Origin of the sequence: Shinella oryzae (assembly GCF_023038235.1) — a bacterium.
GTDB classification, from domain to species: domain Bacteria; phylum Pseudomonadota; class Alphaproteobacteria; order Rhizobiales; family Rhizobiaceae; genus Shinella; species Shinella sumterensis.
In genome coordinates this window covers 1,605,730-1,627,548 of sequence record NZ_CP081987.1, presented here as the reverse complement: position 1 = coordinate 1,627,548, position 21,819 = coordinate 1,605,730, and the positions used below count along the sequence as shown (strand labels likewise).

The 21,819-nt window shown below is 64.2% G+C and carries 18 protein-coding genes and 1 riboswitch; of the genes, 10 read left to right on the top strand and 8 right to left on the bottom strand.

The annotated features are described in order from the left end of the window. Window positions 1–110: 110 nt before the first annotated feature. Both rpiA and K6301_RS08070 read left to right on the top strand, forming a co-directional pair. Entirely contained in the window at window positions 111–809 is a 699-nt protein-coding gene (gene rpiA / locus K6301_RS08075) for a ribose-5-phosphate isomerase RpiA (protein ID WP_247220386.1), read from the top strand. Between the two features lie 17 nt (window positions 810–826). Beyond that, complete coding sequence (locus tag K6301_RS08070) at window positions 827–1,369, top strand: DUF2059 domain-containing protein (protein WP_134649981.1); 543 nt, start codon at window positions 827–829, stop codon at window positions 1,367–1,369. Between the two features lie 65 nt (window positions 1,370–1,434). On the opposite strand, the gene K6301_RS08065 is transcribed toward K6301_RS08070, so the two are convergent. Further along, the gene (locus tag K6301_RS08065; RefSeq protein ID WP_134649980.1) at window positions 1,435–1,770 is read right to left on the bottom strand and encodes a hypothetical protein; all 336 of its coding nucleotides are present in this window, start codon (window positions 1,768–1,770) and stop codon (window positions 1,435–1,437) included. A 248-nt stretch (window positions 1,771–2,018) separates the two neighbouring features. Between K6301_RS08065 and gor the strand changes: the two genes are divergently transcribed. After that, on the top strand, window positions 2,019–3,407 hold the full coding sequence (gene gor / locus K6301_RS08060; RefSeq protein WP_247220384.1) for a glutathione-disulfide reductase: 1,389 nt from the start codon (window positions 2,019–2,021) through the stop codon (window positions 3,405–3,407). Here the strand turns inward: gor and K6301_RS08055 are convergent. After that, window positions 3,385–4,287, bottom strand: a complete 903-nt coding sequence (locus K6301_RS08055) for a LysR family transcriptional regulator (protein WP_247220382.1) — start codon at window positions 4,285–4,287, stop codon at window positions 3,385–3,387. The two genes, gor and K6301_RS08055, sit on opposite strands and share 23 nt — an antisense overlap. 556 nt (window positions 4,288–4,843) lie before the next feature. Between K6301_RS08055 and K6301_RS08050 the strand changes: the two genes are divergently transcribed. Further along, window positions 4,844–6,217: a class II 3-deoxy-7-phosphoheptulonate synthase gene (locus K6301_RS08050; protein WP_134649976.1), complete on the top strand. Its 1,374-nt coding sequence runs from the start codon at window positions 4,844–4,846 to the stop codon at window positions 6,215–6,217. 144 nt (window positions 6,218–6,361) lie between these two features. Next, window positions 6,362–6,757, top strand: a complete 396-nt coding sequence (locus K6301_RS08045; protein WP_247220380.1) for a GFA family protein — start codon at window positions 6,362–6,364, stop codon at window positions 6,755–6,757. 7 nt (window positions 6,758–6,764) lie between these two features. Here the strand turns inward: K6301_RS08045 and K6301_RS08040 are convergent, their stop codons facing one another. The 4 genes from K6301_RS08040 to K6301_RS08025 form a co-directional block, all read right to left on the bottom strand. Beyond that, window positions 6,765–8,480, bottom strand: coding sequence for a pilus assembly protein TadG-related protein (locus K6301_RS08040; protein WP_247220378.1), 1,716 nt, complete (start codon window positions 8,478–8,480; stop codon window positions 6,765–6,767). A 1-nt stretch (window position 8,481) separates the two neighbouring features. After that, window positions 8,482–8,904: a TadE/TadG family type IV pilus assembly protein gene (locus K6301_RS08035; RefSeq protein WP_241598922.1), complete on the bottom strand. Its 423-nt coding sequence runs from the start codon at window positions 8,902–8,904 to the stop codon at window positions 8,482–8,484. A 140-nt stretch (window positions 8,905–9,044) separates the two neighbouring features. Then, entirely contained in the window at window positions 9,045–9,575 is a 531-nt protein-coding gene (locus K6301_RS08030; RefSeq protein ID WP_247220376.1) for a DUF1003 domain-containing protein, read from the bottom strand. 54 nt (window positions 9,576–9,629) lie between these two features. Next, window positions 9,630–11,558 (bottom strand): LTA synthase family protein, encoded by a 1,929-nt coding sequence (locus tag K6301_RS08025; protein WP_425475379.1) that lies wholly within the window; start codon window positions 11,556–11,558, stop codon window positions 9,630–9,632. Between the two features lie 281 nt (window positions 11,559–11,839). Between K6301_RS08025 and K6301_RS08020 the strand changes: the two genes are divergently transcribed. The 3 genes from K6301_RS08020 to bluB all read left to right on the top strand — a co-directional run bounded on the left by K6301_RS08020 (window position 11,840) and on the right by bluB (window position 15,390). Continuing rightward, on the top strand, window positions 11,840–13,519 hold the full coding sequence (locus tag K6301_RS08020; protein WP_247220375.1) for an NAD+ synthase: 1,680 nt from the start codon (window positions 11,840–11,842) through the stop codon (window positions 13,517–13,519). Between the two features lie 131 nt (window positions 13,520–13,650). Next, the gene (locus tag K6301_RS08015) at window positions 13,651–14,394 is read left to right on the top strand and encodes an NYN domain-containing protein (RefSeq protein ID WP_247220374.1); all 744 of its coding nucleotides are present in this window, start codon (window positions 13,651–13,653) and stop codon (window positions 14,392–14,394) included. Between the two features lie 49 nt (window positions 14,395–14,443). Continuing rightward, window positions 14,444–14,658, top strand: a riboswitch (cobalamin riboswitch). Between the two features lie 45 nt (window positions 14,659–14,703). Then, window positions 14,704–15,390, top strand: a complete 687-nt coding sequence (gene bluB, locus K6301_RS08010) for a 5,6-dimethylbenzimidazole synthase (protein ID WP_247220373.1) — start codon at window positions 14,704–14,706, stop codon at window positions 15,388–15,390. On the opposite strand, the gene K6301_RS08005 is transcribed toward bluB, so the two are convergent. Then, window positions 15,383–16,471 (bottom strand): DUF2865 domain-containing protein, encoded by a 1,089-nt coding sequence (locus tag K6301_RS08005; protein WP_247220371.1) that lies wholly within the window; start codon window positions 16,469–16,471, stop codon window positions 15,383–15,385. The two genes, bluB and K6301_RS08005, sit on opposite strands and share 8 nt — an antisense overlap. A gap of 259 nt (window positions 16,472–16,730) precedes the next feature. Here K6301_RS08005 and K6301_RS08000 point away from each other — a divergent pair, with 259 nt between their 5' ends. Beyond that, window positions 16,731–18,320, top strand: a complete 1,590-nt coding sequence (locus tag K6301_RS08000; RefSeq protein WP_247220370.1) for an ABC-F family ATP-binding cassette domain-containing protein — start codon at window positions 16,731–16,733, stop codon at window positions 18,318–18,320. Window positions 18,321–18,377: 57 nt separating this feature from the next. Here K6301_RS08000 and K6301_RS07995 read toward each other — a convergent pair whose 3' ends face one another. Further along, window positions 18,378–20,690, bottom strand: a complete 2,313-nt coding sequence (locus tag K6301_RS07995; protein WP_247220368.1) for an NADP-dependent malic enzyme — start codon at window positions 20,688–20,690, stop codon at window positions 18,378–18,380. Between the two features lie 233 nt (window positions 20,691–20,923). On the opposite strand from K6301_RS07995, the gene K6301_RS07990 reads away from it, so the two are divergent. Then, a complete protein-coding gene (locus K6301_RS07990) occupies window positions 20,924–21,769 on the top strand; it encodes a UDP-2,3-diacylglucosamine diphosphatase (protein WP_247220366.1) in 846 nt (281 codons plus the stop codon). Window positions 21,770–21,819: the final 50 nt, after the last annotated feature.

The following is a 21,819-nucleotide window of genomic DNA, read 5'->3' as shown; positions in this document are numbered from 1 at the left end:
GACTTGCGGCGTTTTTGACTTTCGTTTGCCGGGCGGGGCGTGTAAGTGTCTCACCGGAATTCCGGTGCCTCGCGCGCGCCGGCGTGCAACCGTTCAGGGAGTTGGGGGGCATGGACGCCCGTGAAATGAAGATCAAGGCGGCGGAAGCCGCACTGGCGCATGTGGAAGACGGCATGCGCCTGGGCATCGGCACGGGGTCGACCGCCGAGGAGTTCGTGCGGCTGCTGGCCGAGAAGGTCGCGGGCGGCCTGCGCGTCGAGGGCGTTCCCACATCCGAGCGCACCGCGCGGCTCTGCCTGGAGCTCGGCGTGCCCTTGAAATCGCTCGACGAACTGCCGGAACTGGATCTGACCATCGACGGCGCCGACGAAGTCGACGGCCGGCTGCGCCTGATCAAGGGCGGCGGCGGCGCGCTGCTGCGCGAGAAGATCGTCGCCTGCGCCTCCCGGCGCATGATCGTCATTGCCGACGAAAGCAAGGTTGTCGAGACGCTCGGCGCCTTCAAGCTGCCGATCGAGGTCAATCCGTTCGGCCTCGTCGCCACGCGTATCGCCATCGAGAAACTCGCAGCGCGCCTGGGCCTTTCCGGTGCGATCGATCTGCGCGCGTCCGGCGACGGCACGTTCACCACGGACGGCGGGCACTACATTCTCGACGCATCTTTTGGCCGCATTCCTGATGCAGATGCGCTCGCAAGAAACCTCAACGACATACCCGGAGTCGTCGAACACGGCCTCTTCATCAATATAGCGTCGCTGGCCGTCATCGCGGGACCCGCGGGAGCACGCACGCTGACGGCGAAAGAATAGACAGGAGCAAAGACCACATGTCCAAATTTGCTGGTTTCGGCCGCACCCTCGCAGTGACCCTTATCGTTTCGGCCAGCCTTGCCGGCGCCGCCAAGGCGCAGGACGTCACGGACGACCAGATCAAGGCCGCCCGCGCCGCCATCGACGCCATCGGCGCGACGAGCGGTTTCGACAATATCCTTCCGAGCCTTGCCGCTCGCGTGAAGGCAACCTTCGTGCAGGCTTCGCCCAACTTCGAGGCCGAGATCAACACCGTCGTCGATGAGCAGGCGATTGCCCTTGCGCCGCGCCGCGCCGATCTCGAAAAGGAAGCGGCCACGATTTACGCCAAGACGTTCACGCAGGACGAACTGAAGGCCATCGCGGATTTCTATTCCTCGCCGGTCGGCAAGAAGCTCCTGTCGGATGGCCCGATCGCGACGCGCGAAGTCATGAAGGCCGCCGAAATCTGGGCCGCCGGCGTCAGCCGCGACCTGCAGACGGAAAGCGGCAAGAAGCTGGACGCCACGATCGGCGCTGCCGCTCCCGCCGAGGGTGGCGCGCAACAGCCGCAGCAGTAAGACAAAAAAGGCGGCCCTGGGCCGCCTTTTTCATTCCGTCGCCGGGCATGGCGGCCGGGATCGACCTATTCGTGGATCGTGTACTCGCCGAGCTCGCAGAGGTTCTGCGTGTCGGTGGTCGTGTCGAGGTCGGAATCTTCAGAGAATTCGAAGCGCATATCGTATTCGCAGACGTCGCGGCCGTCGGCGATGGTGATTTCGATCGTTTCGCCGGGGTTGAGCACGTCCTGCCCGAACACATCCTCTTCCCATTTGTCGACGCCGACGGGCGAGGTGTGAAAGCGGGTGAGCACGGAATTCGTGCCGTTCTTCAGGTTGAAGACGAGATCTTCGGCAGAGGCAGCGCCGGCAACCAGGAACAGTGCCGCGGAAGAGATTGCGATCAGTTTCGATTTTGACATTTTTGTCACCCGTTCAGCCCACGATTGAGCGAAATCTCTTTTAAGCGTTGTCTCACATTCGGTAAATGAAAATAGCGTTGGACGGCCTGCCATCGGCCGAGAATCGCACGGCGTCGGACAACGTCCTCGATGGTGACGGCCGGGCTTTCACTTTTGTGCCTGCTGCACCTATATGGGAGGCACAAAAGGCCGTGGATTCGCCGGCCGTTCCCAACGCCATCGTCCGGCCACGTCCGCAGGAGATCCCCATGACAGCTTTCGATTACGACCTCTTTGTCATCGGCGGCGGCTCCGGCGGTGTGCGCAGCGCGCGTCTGGCCGCAAGCATGGGCAAGAAGGTGGCGATCGCCGAGGAATTCCGCTTCGGCGGCACCTGCGTCATTCGCGGCTGCGTGCCGAAGAAGCTCTATGTCTATGCCTCGCAGTTTCCCGAGCATTTCGAGGATGCCGCCGGCTTTGGCTGGACGGTGGGCGAGAGCGCCTTCGACTGGAAGGCGCTTGTCGCGGCCAAGGAGAAGGAAATCACCCGTCTCGAAGGGCTTTATCGCAAGGGGCTGGACAATGCGGCGGCGACGATCCTCGCTACGCGCGCCGTTCTGGTCGGACCGAACACGGTGCGCCTGACGGCCACCGGGGAAGAGGTGACGGCCGAGCGTATCCTGATTGCCGTCGGCGGGCATCCGACGCCGCATCCCGACCTGCCGGGACACGAGCTGTGCATCACCTCCAACGAAGCCTTCGACCTGCCGGAAATGCCGAAATCCATCGTCATCACCGGTGGTGGCTATATCGCGGTCGAATTCGCCAACATCTTCCACGGGCTCGGCGTCGAGACGACGCTGATCTATCGCGGCAAGCAGATCCTCTCGCGCTTCGACCAGGACATGCGCCAGGGCCTACAGTCGGCGATGATCGCCAAGGGCATCCGCGTCCTGTGCGAGGACCTCATCATCGACGTCGCAGAGGCGGCGGACGGACGCCGCACGGTCACGACCAAGGCGGGCGAGACGCTGCATGTCGATCAGGTGATGCTGGCGCTGGGCCGCGCGCCCAACACGGGCAGCCTCGGGCTGGAAACGGTGGGCGTGAAGACGGATGAGCGCGGCGCGATCATCGTTGACGACTATTCGCGGACAAACGTGCCCGGCATCTTCGCGCTGGGCGACGTGACCGACCGCGTGCAGCTCACCCCCGTGGCCATCCATGAGGCCATGTGCTTCATCGAGACGGAGTTTCGCGGCAACCCGGTCTCGCCCGACCACGACCTGATCGCCACCGCCGTGTTCTCGCAGCCTGAGATCGGCACGGTGGGCCTCAGCGAAGAAGAGGCCGCAAAGACGTTCGACGACCTTGAAATCTACCGCGCCGAGTTTCGCCCGATGAAGGCGACGCTTTCGGGGCGGCAGGAAAAGACCATCATGAAGCTCGTCGTCAATGCCGCCGACCGCAAGGTGATCGGCGCGCATATCCTCGGCCACGAGGCCGGCGAGATGGCGCAGCTGCTCGGCATTTCGCTGAAGGCCGGCGTGACCAAGGACGATTTCGACCGCACGATGGCGGTGCACCCGACGGCGTCGGAGGAACTGGTGACGATGTACCAGCCGAGCTACCGCGTCAGGAACGGCCAGCGGATCTGAGTGCCGCCGGTTTCGCCGTCGGCAGGCGGCCCGCGAAGCGATCCTCATGGCGCTTGAACAGAGCCGCAAGCCTGTCCAGAGCCAAGCGCATTTCCGGGCGATGGCGGTCGTCGTCGTTGACGGCCAGCCAGAGGGGATGGGTGAGCGCCTCGATCGGAGCGCCGTCGCGCGCGAGCGCCGGCAGGGCATCTCCCACGAAGGTCGGCAGCACGCCGCGCCCGGCGCCGCTGGCAATCAGCCGGGCCAGGATGTCGGGCGCGTTCGTCCAGGTGTGGATCTGGTTCTCGTGGTGGCGGAACACCCATTTCTCCGGCTCCGATATGGCAACCTCCGTGCCGATCGATATCCAGGGCAGCTCCTCGCCCGGATCGGCACCGGCCGCGCGATAGACCGCGTAGGCGACGTCGACGGATTTGCGCACGGCGACATTGCCGGTCCTGGGCGCTTCGTGGAGAAGCGCGATCATGCTGTGGCGATGGGTGAGGTCTCCGATGGCCGACAACAGCTTGCAGCACAGCCGGAAGGCGTCATCTCTGCTTCTGAGTTCGGCGAGATTGTCGGCGACGAAGCCGGCCAGCCAGATATTGCCGGCGACCGACACGATGGGCAGCGTGAAGGCATCGCCGTGCCAGCGGGTGATGTCGGCCGTCGTGCGGCGGATGGTCTGCACATGTTCGAACAGCACGGCGCCGTCCGGCGCCAGCCGGTAGCCCTGCTGGCTGCGGATGAACAGCGTGCGGCCCATCGAGCGCTCCAGCGCCAGCATGCGCCGCCCGATCGTCGGCGCGCTGATGCCGGTCATCGCTGCCGCGCCTGCAAGGCCGCCTTCGGCTGCGACATGAAAGAAAAGCTGCAGATCGCTCCAGTCGACTTCCGACATTCCCATTCCCTCTTCACACCATCCTTCTTAGCGCAAATTGCGCCGCTCGGCATCGCTCGCCGGTGAAACGGGCGTTTCATTCGTGCATCTACGAAGCGCGGGCGCCAGCCGCTACCTCATGACGAACATCACGATAGGAGTTTGTCATGAGCCCGGAATGGATGATTGCCTTCGACCGGCAGGACGCCAGGTCGCATGGAACGAGACGCAAGAGCCTGGCCGATCCGCTCGAACGGGTGGAGTGGCGGGGCCTTCAATGGGTGAACACTCTGTTCAGCCGCATGGCCGCCGCCCGCGGGCGGCAACGGCCGAAATCAAGGCAAAGTGCTTTTTCCAGATGGATATTCGCATCCGAAGTGTCTCGAGGTCGCTGACAGGCAACGCCGCTTCGATATCCTGTGCTCTACCGCCTGTTACCGGGATGGCGCAGCCGCCGCAATTGCATTGCAGGCGCTGGAACTGCGGCTATGCAAGAACCATCTAACGGTTTATAAGCCCGCATCTTCAAACGGAGAGGCGCCCGCCGGTTTCGGGCGCTTCAGGACAGGTGAGTATCATGGCACAGAATTGGACCCCGAACAGCTGGCGGCAGAAGCCCATCCAGCAGGTTCCGGAATATCCCGATCTCGCCGCATTGGCGGCGACCGAAGAGCGCCTCGCGAAGTTTCCGCCGCTCGTCTTCGCCGGTGAGGCACGTCGCCTCAAGGCATCGCTCGCCAATGTCGCGGAAGGCAAGGGCTTCCTGCTGCAGGGCGGCGATTGCGCCGAGAGCTTCGCCGAACACGGTGCCGATACGATCCGCGACTTCTTCCGCGCCTTCCTCCAGATGGCCGTGGTCCTGACCTTCGGCGCCCAGCAGCCGGTGGTGAAGGTCGGCCGTATCGCCGGCCAGTTCGCCAAGCCGCGCTCGTCCGGCATCGAAAAGCAGGGTGACGTGTCGCTGCCGTCCTACCGCGGCGATATCATCAACGGCATCGAGTTCACCGAGGAAGCCCGCATTCCGAACCCGGAACGCCAGATCATGGCCTACCGCCAGTCGGCTGCGACGCTGAACCTGCTGCGCGCCTTCGCGATGGGTGGCTACGCCAATCTCGACAACGTGCACCAGTGGATGCTCGGCTTCGTGAAGGACAGCCCGCAGGCCGAGCGTTACCGCAAGCTCGCCGATCGGATTTCCGAGACGATGGACTTCATGAAGGCCATCGGCATCACCTCGGAGAACCACCCGAACCTGCGCGAGACGGATTTCTTCACCAGCCACGAGGCGCTGCTGCTCGGCTACGAGCAGGCGTTGACGCGTGTCGATTCCACCTCGGGTGACTGGTATGCGACCTCCGGCCACATGATCTGGATCGGCGACCGTACGCGCCAGGCCGACCACGCGCATATCGAATATTGCCGCGGCATCAAGAACCCGCTCGGCCTCAAGTGCGGCCCGTCGCTGACCGGCGATGGCCTGCTGGAGCTGATCGACCTGCTCAATCCGAGCAACGAGGCCGGCCGCCTGACGCTGATCTGCCGCTTCGGCCATGACAAGGTCGCCGACAACCTGCCGAAGCTCATCCGCGCCGTCGAGCGCGAGGGCAAGAAGGTCGTCTGGTCCTGCGATCCGATGCACGGCAACACGATCACGCTCAACAACTACAAGACGCGTCCGTTCGAGCGCATCCTGTCGGAAGTCGAAAGCTTCTTCCAGATCCATCGTTCGGAAGGCACGCATCCGGGCGGCATCCACATCGAGATGACCGGCAATGACGTGACGGAATGCACCGGCGGCGCGCGTGCGCTGTCGGGTGACGATCTCGCCGATCGCTACCACACGCATTGCGACCCGCGTCTCAACGCCGACCAGGCGCTCGAACTCGCCTTCCTTCTTGCCGAGCGCATGAAGGGCGGCCGTGACGAAAAGCGCATGGTCGTGAACGGCTGATCGCCTTTCGTTCCTGCTTCGGTTCCCCTCGATGAGCGGGGCTGATGGAAGCATTCAGGAATGTGAAATTGACAGGACCGGGCCAGCTGGACAAGCTGGCCCGGTTTTCATTTGCGCGCTGCGCCTGCCAGGGGAAGAGGAACCATGAGCGAAGTCCACACGGGCCATTGTCTTTGCGGCGCAGTGCGGTTTCGCACGTCCGGTCCGCTACGCGCGGTGACGGCATGCCATTGCAGCCAGTGCCGCCGCCAGACCGGGCATTTCTACGCCGCGACCAATGTGACCGACGACCGGCTGGAGGTCGAGGGCGACGAGAGCGTGACCTGGTACCGGGCGAGCGAGGCGGCGAGCCGCGGCTTCTGCCGCATCTGCGGCTCGGCGCTGTTCTGGAAGGGCGATGGATCCGACAACATATCCATCATGGTCGGTTCTTTCGACCTGCCGACGGGGCTGGCCATCGGCAAGCATATCTTCTGTGCCGACAAGGGCGATTACTACGAAATCGAGGGCGACGCGCCGCGCTATGACGCCGCCCGCTGAGCCGATCTCACTGCACCAGGGCAGGGCGCTGACAGCGCACGCCCGTCACGCGGATATCGGCCTCGCCGATGCGCACGCCGACGACCAGTAGCAGATTGTAGAGCAGGTCGTCGATGGCGGGCGTCACCGCGCCGAGCGTGGAGGCCAGTGCTGCGGTCAGCACCTTCGGCGTGCCGATCGTGAGGAACAAGATCTGGATGTCGAGATCGAGATTTTCCAGCAGGGACTTCGTGATCGAGGTGAGGGCGTCGCGCGTCGAGGCGGTTTTCGTGGTACGGGCGGCGATCTCCGTCGGCGAAAAGGTGATCCTGCTTTTCGTCAGGTTCTGGGCTTCGACATGGGCGATGGCATCGATGTTGACCAGGCCGGAATCGACGATGCGGGCCTTCTTGACGCGCGGTTCGGTGGAGAAGTTGGAAAGCACCGAAGGATCGACGGCGCCGATGGCGATTTCGGCAAGCCCCGGCACGGCGTCGATAGTGACGTTGGCATTGGCCGTGGTGCCGCCGAGGCAGCGGATATCGGCAAGCTTCGCTTCCGAGGCTGCCACCTCCACGTAGAGCGGCAGCTTTATGCGTATGCCGGCGAGGGCCGCAAGCCCATCGACGCCGATCTCGACGGCAAGGCGCGTCTGGGCACTGCGCACCGCGCTGCCGGGGGCGCCGAGACGGTGGGCCGGTGTTTCCACTGGCGGCTCGCCGATGGCCAGAGCCACCTTGACGCCGGCGAGGCCCGGTACGCCCGCACCGAGGTCGAGCGCCACCTGGTTCGTGCCGTTGGCAAGGGCCGCACCGGCGGACACGATCTGCATGGCATTGACCGACATATCCCAGTCGCCGCCCGTTGCCACCGCTATGCCCTTCTTCGGGTCGAGGTTCAGAATGCGGGAAAGCGGCAGCTTGACCTTGCTCTTGCTCGTTGCCTGCTCAAGGGCGCGCAGAGCCGAATTGACGGTGCTCGACAGGCCATGCACGGCCCGCATGGAGGCCAGCAGTTCCGGCATGGTGATGCCGGCGTTCAGCACGTCCTCATAGGTCCCGGCCGTCAGGTTGAGCCTTGTCGCGACGGCCTTGAGGAACGGCTGGACGGCGATGTCGGTATCGACGAGCGCGCGATAATCCATGACCTTCAAGGACAGGTTGGTGCCGAGAAGCTTGCCGAGCAATGCGTTGAGAATGCCGTCGTTGAGGCTTGCGAGCCGGGTTCCGACCGAGAAGGCGGCTGTCTTGGTGCGCGAAGCCGCGCCCGTCGCCGAAAGTACGGGCGAACGCGGCATGAACATGGAGGCGACGAAGAGGTCTGCCGGGCGCGTCAGCCGGACACGCGCCGCATCCGCATCCGTCGTCGACGGCGTAAAGCGATCCTGCGGCAGCAGGTCCGGATCGGCGACATAGCGGCCGCGCTCGACCGTGGCCTCGGCGACAGTCGTCTTGCCGAGGTCGAGCGACGGGTCGGCGGGGAAGGACAGGCCGTTCCTGCCCGTGACATTGGCGGGCACGCGGTTGAGCGAGAAGAAGGCGGCCGTGGCCTTCTCGGCTTCCATAACATTCGAGGCAGCGGCGATGGCGGCGAGATCGGCATCGGCCTGAAGCGCGCGCTGCTGCACCGTGAGGTAGCCGAAGTCCACGCCGAGCGCGAGCGAGAACACCATCAGCGGCAGGCTGAGGGCCGCGAGCGTGCCGATATTGCCGGCGCGGTCCTTGATGAAGGGATGGCGGTCCATTTCACATGCCCCCCACACGCACCGTCGCGTAGCGGCGAATCTCTTCCTGCGGCAGGGCGAAGGTGAAGAGCTTCCAGATCGGCAGGTCGCTCGAATCGTAGGCGATGGTCACCGTGAACTGGTCGGGGTTGCCCGGATCGTCGGCGACCACGACCTGCATCTTTGCGCGGTTTATGAAGGAGTAGTCGAAACGCGAGGCGTCGAGATAGCGGTTGACCAGCGTGACGCGCTCCGCCGGATTGAGGCCGGCCACAGCGGTGCGTGCGGCATCCGCCGCGATCTGCTGCACCGAGTGGGTCACGCTGAGATAGATGCCGTAAGCGATCATCGTGAAGAGCGCCAGGAAGAACAGCGGCGCGATGATCGCAAATTCCAGCGCCGAGGTGCCGGCGCGGTCTTTCGACAGACGGGCGAGGGCGTGCATGACATCTCCTCCGTGGGATGGTCGGCGGTCAGGCATTTCCGCATCCGGGAGGGATGCACGTTTATCGTGCATCGAAAGTCTTAATTTCTCCTATAGATTGATTTTTGAAGCCAGTGCGTGCCGCAGGTTGAGGCCGGTTGTCAGTCCCGCTGCCGCAGCACGTCGTGCAGGCGCAGCACTTCCATCTTCAACGCGGCGATCTCGTTGAGGAAGTGCGTATCGATCTTGTGGTGAAGCGCCATCAGTTCGATTTCCGCCTTCAGGTTGACCTCGTAATCCTTCGACGCCTCGAAACGGTCGCGCATGGCCTGGCGGTTCTGCGACATCATGATGATCGGCGCCTGCAAGGCGGCCAGCATGGACAGAACGAGATTGAGGAAAATGAAGGGGTAGGGGTCGAAGGCCTCGCGGGTGAGGATGATGGTGTTGAGGACCGTCCAGACGAGGAGGAAGACGAGGAAGCCGATGATGAAGGTCCAGGACCCGCCGACGCGGGCGATGGTATCGGCGACGCGCTCGCCGACGGATTGCTTGGACTCGTAGGCCGCGTTGGTATCCTCGGCGAGGATGCGCCCGGCGCGCGAATTCATAAGGACTTGACGTTCGGTCTCGTCCAGCTCTTCGGCGGGCTTGCCGAAGAGGACCTGCGCGGCATCGTCTAGGGTTTTCATGGGCGGCTCCGGGAAAGCGAATCGGAGCCTAACCTAGCGCCTTTCCGGCAAAAATCAGTAGCCCGCGCTCATCAGTTCCGCATGGGAATCGAAGAAGCGTTCCAGACCGTATTGCTTGCCGAACATGATGTCGTGCTGCAGGAAGCGGAAATCGCGCACCAGCGGGTCGATCGTCTTCTTGCGCGACCAGTCCGTCGTCGCCTTGCCTTTCGCATCGATCAGCATGTAGCGGTCGATGACGCGCAGCTTGTCGTGCACGGCGCCGAGGAAGCCCGTGTAGTAGGGGTGCTCGAAGCCGGCCTCCTTGAGGATGTAGTAGGACAGGAACGCCGGGCTGATCGTGCCGATGTCCTTTTCGGCGCCGGTCTTGTTGGACCAGACGACGAGCGGGGTCTCGTGTTCCTTCTTCATCTGCTCGGCGGAGCCCTTGCGGGAGGCGGTGATGCCCTTCATGTAGCCGGAGTTCTGGTAGACGGTGTTGAGCGGCGGCAGGTGGTCGCCGAAGACGACGATGATCGTCTCGCGGTCACGGTTCTTCGCCCAGTCCATCAGCATCTTCAGGCTCTGGTCGGCTTCCTTCACGCCCTGCGCGTAGCTTGCCAGCATCCGGTTGTCGCGTGCGTCCAGCTTGCCCTCGGACGTGATGTCCGTCTTCATATAGCGGCCGTCGTCATAGGGGCCATGGCCCTGCAACGTCACCGTGAAGAAGAAGAACGGATCTTCCTGCATATCGGCCTGGCGGATGATTTCCTTCGTCAGCGCCTCGTCGGACGTGAAGTTGCCCCGCTTTGCCAAGGGCGGCATCTTGTCGACGTCCTTGAAGGTCTCGAAACCGAACGCCTTGTAGACGCTGGAGCGGTTCCAGAACCAGCCCGAGAACGGATGGATGGCGCGCGCCGTGTAACCCTCGGCGCGGAAGAAGGTCGCGAGCGACGGGATCGGCTTGCGGATATACTGCTGGTAGGGAATGCTGCCGGTCGGCAGGAAGGCGTTGGAGAAGCCCGTCAGCGCCTCGAATTCGATATTGGCGGTGAGGCCGCCGAATTCCGGCGAGAAGACGTTGCCGCCCTGGTTTTCGCGAATGACCGGCATCGGGTCGGCGGAAAGCTTCACGGTTTCCAGCCGCGTCGGATCCCAGAGCGACTCGCTCATGACGACGATGACGTCGGGCTTCGTGCGGTGCGTGGTGCCGGCCGGAAGCGGCTTGGACGGGATCTTGTCGATGGCATCGACCATGTAGCCCGACGGGGCCTGCACATTGGCCATGGGCAGGTTGATGGCAAAGGCCATCATGAAGCCGTTGTGGCGATAGTTTTCCGCCTGATCCCACATGATCGGGAAGACTTTCAGGCGGTCACGCATCCAGGAGAACTCGTTGTAGTCCATGATGGAGGCGAAGCCGGCCAGCAGCGGCACGGCAAGCGCCAGCCGCGCCAGACGTTCCTTGCGGGTCAGCGGGCGGAAGCGGCGCCAGGCGAAGATCCACAGGGCGATGAGGCCGGCCATACCCGCGGCAACGGCAAGCGCAAGGGCAGCTGCCGTCCACGGACGGTCCTGCACCAGCACCGGCATCAGTTCGAGGATCTGGCGGCCGAACAGCAGGTCGGTCGGGTAGAGCGGATCCGTGAGGAAGACCTGTTTCTGCTGCGAAATCACGCCCATCAGGATGACGAGCGGCGAGACCAGCAGCACCGCCTTGTGCTGCCGCCCGATCAGCGCGTCCAGCGCAAGATAGAGCAGGAAGAACACGCCCGTCGTCGTCCAGCCGGGCTGTTCGAGATTGGTGAGGTAGGCGTAGGTCTGCTGGACGGAGCCACGCGTGATGAGCTCGATGGCAACGACGGTCGCGAGCGCCAGGATGCCGGACACGGTGAGCGATCGCAAAACCGCCAGCGTCTTGGCATGGCGCGTGAGAAAACCCACCCTGTCAGGACGTTTCTCCGTGGCTTCGATTGCCACCGCTGCGGTCGTGAACAGGGCCAAGGCCGTCTCCGATTTCACAAAACTTTCGTCTCTCTGTCATATGGTTGTCATCTTGAACAGGAGATGAACGCTTTCCTTAACGTTGCCCAAACGCTTTGGTTCAGTCTGTTGCTGTGCAGCAATGGTGGAGCGCCGCATGCGGGCGAACCTGGTTCGCATCCCATTGTTTTCAATCGGCGCAGCTGTTCATTCCAAAAGCGCGCGGTATGTTCTAAAGAGCTTGCGACCGTCCGAGCGTGCGGGCTGCACGATCGGACACAAGAGGAGACGGGTCCGCAGAGATGACTTCCGAGACTGAAAAGACGACGCTGCGCATTGCTGTCGCGCAATTGAACCCGACGGTTGGCGATGTGGCCGGAAATCTGGCCAAGGCGCGCGCCGCGCGTGCGGACGCCGCAACGCAGGGCGCCGACCTGCTTTTGCTGACGGAACTCTTCATTTCCGGCTATCCGCCGGAGGACCTCGTGCTGAAGCCGGCCTTTCTGAAGGCCTGCCGTCGCGCCGTCGAGGATCTCGCCGCCGACACGGCGGATGGCGGCCCGGGCGTCATCATCGGTTTTCCGCGGCAGGACGAGACCGGCCGCTACAATGCCATCGCCGTTCTGGATGCCGGCAAGGTCATCGCGGTGCGCGACAAGGTGGACCTGCCGAACTATGGCGAATTCGACGAGAAGCGCGTCTTCGACCAGGGCGCGATGCCGGGGCCGGTGAATTTCCGCGGCGTGCGCCTCGGCATTCCGATCTGCGAGGACATCTGGGGCGAACTCGGCGTCTGCGAGACGCTGGCGGAAAGCGGCGCGGAAATCCTGCTGTCGCCGAATGGCTCACCCTATTATCGCGGCAAGGTCGATATCCGCCACCAGGTCGTGCTGAAGCAGGTCATCGAGACCGGCCTGCCGCTGCTCTACGCCAACCAGCTCGGCGGCCAGGATGAGCTTGTCTTCGACGGCGCGAGCTTCGCCTTCAACGCCGACAAGACGCTGGCCTTCCAGATGAGCCAGTTCGAGGAGACCATCGCGCTCACGACGTGGAAGCGGCGCGGCGACGGCTGGGCCTGCGACAGCGGCCCGATGTCGCAAATTCCCGAGCGCGAGGAAGCGGATTACCGTGCCTGCCTGCTCGGCTTCCGCGACTACGTCAACAAGAACGGCTTCAAGAACGTCGTGCTCGGCCTGTCCGGCGGCATCGACTCCGCGATCTGCGCGGCCATCGCCGTCGATGCGCTGGGCGAGGAGCGCGTGCGCTGCGTGATGCTGCCCTACCGCTACACGTCGGAGGATTCGCTCAAGGACGCCGCCGATTGCGCGAAGGCGCTGGGCTGCCGTTACGACATTGTGCCGATCGAGGCGCCCGTGACCGGCTTCCTTTCCGCACTGTCGGAGACCTTCGAGGGCACGGAAGAAGGCATCACCGAGGAAAACCTGCAGAGCCGCACGCGCGGCACGATCCTGATGGCGATTTCCAACAAGTTCGGCTCGATGGTTGTCACGACGGGCAACAAGTCGGAAATGTCGGTCGGCTATGCCACGCTCTACGGCGACATGAACGGCGGGTTCAACCCGATCAAGGACCTCTACAAGATGCAGGTCTACGCGCTGTCGCGCTGGCGCAACCAGCATGTGCCGCCCGGCGCGCTGGGCCCGACGGGCGAGGTGATCCCGCACAACATCATCGACAAGGCGCCGTCCGCCGAACTGCGGCCAAACCAGACCGACCAGGATTCCCTGCCGCCCTATCCGGTGCTCGACGACATCCTCGAATGCCTCGTCGAGCTGGAGATGGGCACGGAGGAGATCGTGGCGCGCGGCCACGACGCGGCGACCGTCCACCGGATCGAACACCTGCTCTACATCGCCGAATACAAGCGCCGCCAGTCGGCGCCCGGCGTGAAGATCACCCGCAAGAACTTCGGCCGCGACCGCCGCTACCCCATCACCAACCGCTTCCGCGACCGGGGGTAAGGGGCGCGGGGTGCTGGCTATCTTTCTGCGCCTGGTAGTTGTGCGTTAACCTGTGAAATCGAAAAGTAACCTCTCTGATTGCAGGCGGAGTGGGCGATGCTAATATGCATTCCTTCTCAAGGGGAGTGGGTATGACGCAACGCGGGGCTGTCCTTTTCGTCGATGCAGAGAACGTGCCTTCAGGTGTCGCTGGTAAACTCATTGAAGAGGCGACAAGGCACGGCCTGCTGCTTGATCGCCGCATCTACGGTGACTTCTCGAATCCATCCCTCAAGCCTTGGCTGGATGCCGCCGCACTTCATGCCCTCACGACCCGGCAAACCGTGGCCGGTGCAAACCGCAAGAACGGTGCTGATATCGCCATGGTGATCGATGCCATGGACGAACTTCATTCGGGAGAAGTGGATGTGTTCTGCCTCGCCACTGCCGATAGCGACTTCACGCAATTGGCAATGCGAATTCGGCGCGCTGGCAAGATCGCCGTTGGCATGGCGTGCTCGAAAGCTTCAAGCCGCTTTCAGGCGGCGTTTGATGTTTTCAGGATCGTCGATGCAGTGAAAGCCAATGCCAGTTCAGTGTCGGTGAAAGCCGGCGAAAAGCCTGTCGCAAAGCAGGCACCGGCTGTTCGGCGGGCGTTAAAGGGAGAACTCCTGCAACGCATTTTCGTCGAAGCGCCGCCGTTGGATGGTCCATGGGTTGCGCTGCCGGACCTCATGAAGACTTTGCAAGCGTGTCAACCAAACTTCGATCTTAAGTCTTACGGCCACAACCAATTCTACAAGCTGCTGGCCTTTTCCGACGTCGAACTCACCGACAAGAACCGCAAGGCGCGTTTGAAGGCACAGCCCCTCAAGAAAGTGGTCGATAACGGTTGAGGCGATAAGGCCGTTTTGCGGCCGCGGGCTTGATCGTTGAGCCGTGCCGTGCACAATCCGGCCGTCAGGTGCCCGCTTGCGGGAGAATCGGGAAACCGGTGCGGGGAAACCCAGGTCCGGTACGTGCCCAACGCTGTGACGGGGATGGCTTGTCCTTAAAACCTTGAATCGATTCAGGGTTTTGCCACTGGTTGTTCAACCGGGAAGGCAGGGCGGGGCCGTGTGAACCGAAGTCAGAAGACCGGCCTGGCGAGATGGACCGAACCGCGCGGACGGCGGCAGGTTTTGCGCATTGTTGGGGAGATGACGATGCGAACCGAACCGTGGGACCCTCTGGTCCGGGCGGACGCCTTTCCGTGTGAGGAGAGGCAGGCCGTCTACCGCGCCATCGAAACACGCCGCGACGTGCGCGACCAGTTCCTGCCCGATCCCTTGCCGGACGATCTGGTCCGCAGGCTGTTGCAGGCGGCGCACAATGCGCCGTCGGTCGGTTTCATGCAGCCGTGGAACTTCCTTCTCGTGCGCAACCTGCCCACCCGTCAGGCGGTGCATGCGGCCTTCCTGAAAGCCAATGCCGAGGCGGAGGCGATGTTTTCCGGCGAACGGCAGGCACGCTATCGCGCGCTGAAGCTCGAAGGCATCCTGAAGGCGCCGCTGTCTATCTGCGTGACCTGCGATCCGACACGGGCAGGGTCCGTCGTGCTGGGGCGAACGCACAATCCGCGCATGGATGTCTATTCCACCGTCTGTGCCGTGCAGAACCTCTGGCTTGCGGCGCGGGCGGAAGGGGTGGGCGTCGGCTGGGTCAGCATCTTCCACGACAGCGATATCCGCGCCATCCTCGGCATTCCTGACCATATCGAGATCGTCGCCTGGCTGTGCGTCGGTTTCGTCGACCAGCTCTATGGCGAACCGGAGCTGGCCGTGAAGGGCTGGCGGCAGCGCCTGCCGCTGGAGGAACTGGTCTTCGAGGAGCGCTGGCCGGACGTCAGTTGACGTCGGCATCGGCCGGACGGCCGAGGTCGATCGCGGATTCGTTTTCCGGCAGGAAGGCCGGGCCGACCGTGCGCACCTTGTGCTTGGACGGATCGTACTCACGCTCGGCGGCCTTGACCGGAACCTTTGCCTCTTCCTTGCGGGGCAGCGCGTGGATCGTGGTCACGGAGCCGGCCCCGCCATCGGGCGCCGTTTCCGTCGTCGTCTCCCCGCGGGCCGCCTTTTCGCGCTTGATCATCTCCTGATAGTAGGCCGTAAGGTTGCAGCCGCAGGCGCCGGGCTTGGAGAGATCGCGCGTGCGGTAGGCGAAGGCGTTCTGCAATTCGACATAGGCGCGGCCGGTGACCGTGGAGGTCATCTGCTCGGTTTCCTGCCCGCGGCCCATCGCCTGGTAGAACAGTTCCGTCTCGGTCTGCGGGCACATCATGGCGCAGACCTGCTGGTCGCGGCGGAAATCCATCGGCGAAGCGTTGGAGGAGATCGGGAAGAAGCCGCCGTCGCAGGTGCGCACACAGACGGTGCGCAGGTTCCCGTGGCCGGCATTGCCGCCCAGCGAGCGCAATTGCAGCCGGTCGCTGCCTTCGGGCGTCGTTCCCAGCGGCAGGGTGCGCGTGTCGTCGAGCGAGCGCAGGCGCTCGGTCGCGGCAACCGGCGTCACCTTCGCGTCGTTGCAGCCCTCGGCCTCAAGCCTGGAGAGCAACTGGTTGCGCCTGGCTTTCGACGTGCCGCCACCCGACAGGTCGCGCCGCTTGCTGTCGAGGATCTGGAGGTTCTGCTCCATCTTGCCGATGACGGTGGCGAGCGTGGCGCAGGCATCGGCATTGGCGCCGCCGATCACGATGATGCTGCCGCCGGAGCAGCGCAGGCGGCGCTGGTCGCTTTTGGCCTGCCGCAGCTGGATGTTCTGGCGGGCGATGGCGGAAGCGTATTTGCGCGCGTTCGCGGTATCGACCACGACCTTGGGCAGGCTCGCCAATTCCGTTTTCAGGCGCTGGCACACGTCGGCCAGCGCCGTGCCGCCGGATAAAAGAAGCGACAGGCCGGTTGCGACGGCAAACAGGAAGCGACTGCGTCCCTTCACGGTATCGATCCCTATCGATCTTCGAGCATGTCGAAACGGCCGGCGAAAACCGGCTTTCGTTCACTTATCATAGGGCGCGCCGGGGCAAGTGCAACGCCGACAGGCATTCGTGATTAACGGCCTCGATACCCGCCTGCCTTGCAACCGCCTTGGTCAGCCCCTAGATTGCGGCCATGGTCAATACCGACCGGATGGTGCTTCATGGATTTCAACCCGACCGCAAATCGACTTCGTTTTGTCATCGGGGATATCCGCATCCATGCCGCATTCCATCACGCTTTCCAAAATCTCGTGGTCCACGCCTGACGGGCACACGCTTCTTTCCGATCTCGACCTGACCTTCGGCGCCGCACGCACCGGCCTTGTCGGCCGCAATGGCGTCGGCAAGACGACGCTGCTCAGGCTCGTCACGGGCGAACTTATTCCGCGATCGGGGGCCATCACCGTCGACGGTACGCTAGGCGTGCTGCGCCAGACCGTGCAGATCACCGCTGGAGAGACAGTCGCCGATCTTTTCGGCATTGCCGACATGCTCGACCTCATCGCCCGCGCGGAACGCGGCGCGGCGGACGCCGACGCGCTTGCCGATGCCGACTGGACCGTGGAGGCGCGGTTTTCAGCTGCGCTCGCGCGTGTCGGGCTTCAGGCGGGCTCGGATACCCCGCTGTCGGCCTTGTCGGGCGGGCAACGCACGCGGGCAGCCCTTGCGGCGCTGGTGTTCCAGGAGCCGGATTTCCTGCTGCTCGACGAGCCGACCAACAATCTCGACCGTGAGGGCCGGCAGGCGGTGCTCGACCTGCTTGCCGGCTGGCGGGCCGGCGCGGTGGTCGTCAGCCACGACCGCGAATTGCTGGAGACGATGGACGTCATCGTCGAACTGACGACACTGGGTGCTAGCAGCTATGGCGGAAACTGGAGCGCCTACCGGCAGCGCAAGGCGCTCGAACTGGCCGCGGCCCATCGCGATCTCGCCGATGCGGAAAAGCATGCGGGTGAGGTGGCGCGCACCATGCAGGTCATTGCCGAGCGCCACGCCCGCAAGGAAAGCGCGGGCCGCCGCAAGCGCGCGCGGGGGGATATCCCGCGCATAATTCTCGGTGCCATGAAGGAGCGCAGCGAGCTCACGGGCGGTGCGAATGCGCGGCTTGCCGAGGGCCGGCAGGCGGAGGCGGGCGACGCCGTCGCCAAGGCCCGCGCGCGTATCGAAGTGCTCCAGCCCCTGACGGTCAACGTGCCGCCGACGCGCCTGCCGGCAAGCCGGGTGGTCCTGCGCATGGAGGATGTCGCGGCGGGTTACCGGCCGGAGCAACCGGTTATCCGCGGTTTCTCCCTCGTCGTCACGGGCCCGGAGCGCATCGCCATCACCGGTCCGAACGGTTCGGGAAAGACCACGCTCCTGTCGCTGCTGACGGGCGACCTGCAACCGGAGAGGGGCAGCGTGCGCCTCTTCACCGATCTTGCCATGCTCGACCAGCGGGTGAGCCTGCTCGACCCGGCCCTGTCGATCCGCGACAATTTCCGGCGGATCAATCCCGGTGCGGACGAGAATGCCTGCCGGGCCGCCCTGGCGCGCTTCATGTTCCGGGCGGATGCGGCCTTGCAGGTGGCGGGCAGCCTCAGCGGCGGGCAATTGCTGCGGGCTGGTCTCGCCTGCGTGCTGGGCGCCGGGCAGCCGCCGGCCCTGCTTGTGCTGGACGAGCCGACGAACCATCTGGATATCGATTCCATCGAGGCGGTGGAGGCGGGCCTGCGGGCCTATGACGGCGCGCTCGTCGTCGTCAGCCACGACGCGGCGTTTCTGGAAGCGATCGGCATCACGCGCAGGATCAGCCTTTCGGGTCCTTCCTGACGAAAACGGCCGCCGGGTTTGCCGGCGGCCGTCCGTCTCGATAGGCCGCCTGCGGCATCAATCCGGGTAGGAGGCTTCCACCACGGCAAGTGCCGCCATGTTGACGACGCCGCGCGAGGTGGCCGACGGCGACAGGATATGGGCAGGCAGGGCGGCGCCGAGCAGGATCGGGCCGACATGCAGGCTGTCCGTCATGGTCTTGACGACGCCCATCGTGATGTTGGCGGCGTCGAGGTTCGGGAAGACCAGGAGGTTGGCTTCGCCTGATAGCGTCGAGTTCGGCATGACGCGCTGGCGCAGCGTTTCGGAAATCGCGGCATCGCCGTGCATTTCGCCGTCGGCTTCCAGCGTCGGGTCGATCTCGCGCACGATATCCATCGCGCGGCGCATCTTGTAGGCGCTGTCGGAATCGCGCGAGCCGAAGTTCGAGTGCGAGACGAGGGCGGCACGCGGCGTGATGCCGAAACGGCGGATTTCCTTGGCCGCCATCACCGTCATTTCCGCAACTTCCTCTGCCGTCGGATTGAAGGTGACATAGGTGTCGGTGAAGAAAGTCGCGCCGCGCTGGGAGATCAGCAGGCTGAGGCCGGAGAAGTCCAGCACGCCCGGCTTCTTGCCGATGATCTGGCTGACATCGCGCAGGTGCTTGGCATAGCGCCCTTCGACGCCGCAGATCAGCGCGTCGGCCTCGCCGCGCTTGACGGCCAGCGCACCGATGACGGTCTGGTTGGTGCGCACGATGGTACGTGCGGCTTCCGGGATGACGCCCTTGCGGCCGACGATGCGGAAATAATCGTCGACATAGTCGCGGTAGCGCGGATCGTCTTCCGGGTTGATGACCTCGAAATCGCTGTCGGGGCGAATGCGCAGGCCATAGCGCTTGAGGCGCGTCTCGATGATCTGCGGGCGGCCGATGAGGATGGGCTTGGCGATTTCCTCTTCCAGCAGCACCTGGGCTGCGCGCAGCACGCGCTCGTCCTCGCCTTCGGCGAAGATCACGCGCTTCTTCTCGGCATTCTTCGCCGCCGCGAAGATCGGCTTCATGATGAAGCCCGAGCGCCAGACGAAGCGGTTCAGCTGGTCGAGATAGGCGTCGAAATCGGCAATCGGGCGCATGGCCACGCCGGTTTCGGCGGCCGCGCGCGCGACGGCCGGCGCAATCCGCAGGATGAGCCGCTGGTCGAAGGGCGAGGGGATGAGGTAGTTCGGGCCGAAGACGGGCGTTTCGCCGGAATAGGCGCGGGCGGCGACGTCGGACACCTCTTCGCGGGCGAGCGCTGCGATGGCGCGCACGGCGGCCATCTTCATTTCCTCGTTGATCGTGCGCGCGCCGCAATCGAGCGCGCCGCGGAAGATGTAGGGGAAGCAGATGACGTTGTTGACCTGGTTCGGGAAGTCCGAACGGCCGGTGCAGATCATCGCGTCCGGGCGGGCGGCGCGCGCCTCTTCGGGCATGATTTCCGGCGTGGGATTGGCGAGCGCCATGATCAGCGGCTTTTCGGCCATGCGCACGAGCAATTCGGGCTTCAGCACGCCAGCGGCGGAAAGACCGAGGAAGACATCGGCACCGTCGATGGTTTCGGCGAGCACCCGCTTGTCGGTTTCCTGCGCGTAGACGGCCTTCCACTGGTCCATCAGCGCTTCGCGGCCCCTGTAGACGAGGCCTTCGATGTCGTGGACCCAGATGTTTTCGACCTTGGCGCCGAGCACGACGAGCTGGTTGAGGCAGGCAAGCGCGGCAGCACCCGCCCCGGAGGCTACGATCTTGGCGTCGGCGAGCGATTTTCCGGCAAGCTCAAGGCCGTTCAGGACGGCGGCCGCAACGATGATGGCCGTGCCGTGCTGGTCGTCGTGGAAGACGGGGATATCCATCTTCTCGCGCAACTGGCGCTCGACCTCGAAGCATTCGGGCGCCTTGATGTCCTCGAGGTTGATGCCGCCGAAGGTCGGCTCGAGAGCGGAGATGACATCGACCATCTGCTCGACGGTCGGGGCGTCGATCTCGATGTCGAAGACGTCCACGCCGGCGAATTTCTTGAAGAGGACGGCCTTGCCTTCCATGACGGGCTTAGAGGCGAGCGGTCCGATATTGCCGAGGCCGAGGACGGCCGTACCGTTGGACACCACGGCGACGAGATTGGAGCGCGCCGTGTAATCGGCGGCCGTGCTCGGATCGTCGCGGATGGCAAGACAGGGCGCGGCGACGCCCGGCGAATAGGCGAGCGCGAGGTCGCGCTGGTTGCCGAGCGGCTTGGTGGCGGTGATCTCGAGCTTTCCGGGACGGGGATAACGGTGGAAGAAAAGCGCCTGCTGGTCGATGTCTCCGCTTGCGGGGCCGTTCTGCGTCCGCGGTTTGTCACCGGTGCTCATGATACTCCTGCCATATTCTGTTTTCGTTGCGGCCTTCGTGGCACAAAACCGCCGCGACGTGAAGTTTAACGGGTGTACCATAAAGCCGCATTCAACAGCCGGTGCAATGCCTATTTGCCTTTCGAAAATGCATAGCTGTGTCATCAATCTGAAATAGGACTCTGGTTTTCAGGAGACCGAGAGCCGCCCGTCATGACGATGATCGCGGTGGCCGGCCACCCGGAGACGAACGCATGACCGTGACCCCTGCCGACCCCGACGTCCGCCACTTCCGCACGCTCTTCATCTCGGATGTGCATCTGGGATCGAAGGCCGCCAAGGCCGATTTCCTTCTGGACTTCCTGCGGCACCACGAGGCCGAGACCATTGTGCTGGTCGGCGACATCGTCGATGGCTGGCGGCTGAAGCGCAACTGGTACTGGCCGCAGGCCTTCAACGACGTCACGCAGAAGATCCTGCGCAAGGCGCGCAAGGGCACGCGCATCGTCTATATCCCCGGCAATCACGACGAGTTCCTGCGCGATTTCCCCGGCACGCATTTCGGCGGTGTCGAGGTGGCCGAGCGCATGATCCACGAAGGCGCGGACGGCAGGCGCTATCTGGTGCTGCACGGCGACCAGTTCGACGTGGTCGTGCGCCATGCCCGCGTCGTCGCCTATCTCGGCGACTGGGCCTATGACGCGGCCATCGCCATCAATGTGGTCTTCGCCGCCATCCGGCGCCGGCTCGGCCTGCCGTACTGGTCGTTCTCGTCCTGGGCGAAGCAACAGGTCAAGTCGGCCGTCAACTTCATCGGCGAGTTCCAGAAGGTCGTGGTCGAGGAGGCGCGCCGCAACAATGCCGACGGCGTCATCTGCGGCCATATCCACCATGCCGTCATCACCGAAATCGACGGCATCCGCTATATCAACAGCGGCGACTGGGTGGAAAGCTGCACGGCGATCGCCGAACACCATGACGGCGAGATGGAGCTGATCACCTGGCAGACGATGGCCTCGCGGCCCGCCGCCGTGCTCGCCGTATCGCACCAGATGCCGGCCATCGAGACGCGCGAACGGGTTGGCGCGGAGGCCGCCTGAGGCGGCTTCCCGGCAGGCGCCGACGCCTGAAAAATCCCGGATTGGCCTGC